This is a genomic window from Dietzia cinnamea NBRC 102147 (assembly GCF_001571065.1).
Lineage (GTDB): Bacteria > Actinomycetota > Actinomycetes > Mycobacteriales > Mycobacteriaceae > Dietzia > Dietzia cinnamea.
The window spans coordinates 1-1,258 of the sequence record NZ_BCSW01000131.1 but is presented as its reverse complement, the minus strand read 5'-3'; the positions used below and the strand labels follow the sequence as shown (position 1 = coordinate 1,258).

Annotated in this window: 1 protein-coding gene; it reads left to right on the top strand. The window is 63.0% G+C overall.

The annotated features are described in order from the left end of the window. Positions 1-113 precede the first annotated feature (113 nt). Positions 114-875, top strand: a complete 762-nt coding sequence (locus DCI01S_RS17050) for a recombinase family protein (protein WP_082767903.1) — start codon at positions 114-116, stop codon at positions 873-875. Positions 876-1,258: the final 383 nt, after the last annotated feature.

Here is a 1,258-nt window from a genome sequence, read left to right as displayed (position 1 = left end):
TTCACGGACCCGCCATTCTCGCTGTATCACAGGGTGGGTTTCGCACCTTATGACACGGTGTCCCGTAGGGTCCAGAGAGTATTGATACAGATACTCGGCGGAGGGGTCCTTTGATGGCTGATCGGATAGGGACGTTGCTCAACCGCTCGGGTGACGGTGGCGACGAGGTGCTCATCGTGAGCCGCGGGAAGGTCCAGACTCGATTCCGTCGCCGGGACGAGCTGGACTGGAGTCTGCGAGTGGAGACAACAGACTCGGAGAACATCGCCGAGGGGAAGTCGAAGCTGGCCCGCAGATCGTCACGGCCGCGCGGGCAGCGGGTGGCGTACGTGCGAGTGTCCGCCGCTGACCAGAACGAAGCGCGCCAGCTCGAGGCGGTGGGGGAGTGCGACCGCGTCTACATAGAAAAGCAGTCCGCACGCTCGCGGGCCGACCGCGAGAAGCTCGCCGAGTGCATCGGATACCTGCGAGACGGTGACGAGCTCGTCGTTGCGTCGATGGACCGGCTCGCTCGATCCCTGGTCGATCTCAAGCAGATCGTTGGTGAGATCACTGCCAAGGGTGCGAGTGTGGAGTTCGTGCACGAACGGGCCACTTACGCCGCCGGCGCCCAGGATCCACGAGCCGATCTGATGCTCTCGCTGCTCGGTGCGTTCGCCGAGTTTGAGCGGGCCATCATCCGCGAGCGCCAGGCCGAGGGCATTGCCATCGCCAAGGCGAAGGGCAAGTACAAGGGGCGCAAACGAGTCCTGACGGCCGAGCAGATCGAGAAGGCACGGACCCGCATCCAAGCGGGGGAGGGGCCGTCGGCGATCGCCCGAGATCTCGGAGTGGGCCGATCCACGCTCTATCGCGCGCTCCAGCGACAGAAGTAGACGGCGCCGGCAGGCATGCGAATGGTGCTCCGGAGACTACGGAACCGGTGATGCGCGAGTGATGCGAAAAGTGTTTATACGGTAGGGAAACCGCTCGTGGAGCGCCGGAGGCTGTGCCACCGTGAACATCCACGCATTCACCGTTGACTGCTAGCCCCGGTGTTTCATGGGGATCTGCGGATCGCTGGGCGCAAATAGACCGAAGTGCTCCCTGAACAGGGGAAACTGGGACTTGTCTAGAGCTACAGTTCCTCAAGCAGAAAGCACTCGGTAGGTGAAGCGTACTTCGTGGTCGTCTGGTCTGTCGTTCTGTGTCGATGATGTCGCGGTGATTTCTCACGCCGGGACCATCGCGCCACGCCTTCTGGCGGATCGCGTCGGTC

What these genes read in the sequence shown, in the direction of transcription:
- DCI01S_RS17050 (WP_082767903.1), top strand. Translation starts at nt 114, where the DNA reads ATGGCTGATCGGATAGGGACGTTGCTCAACCGCTCGGGTGACGGTGGC.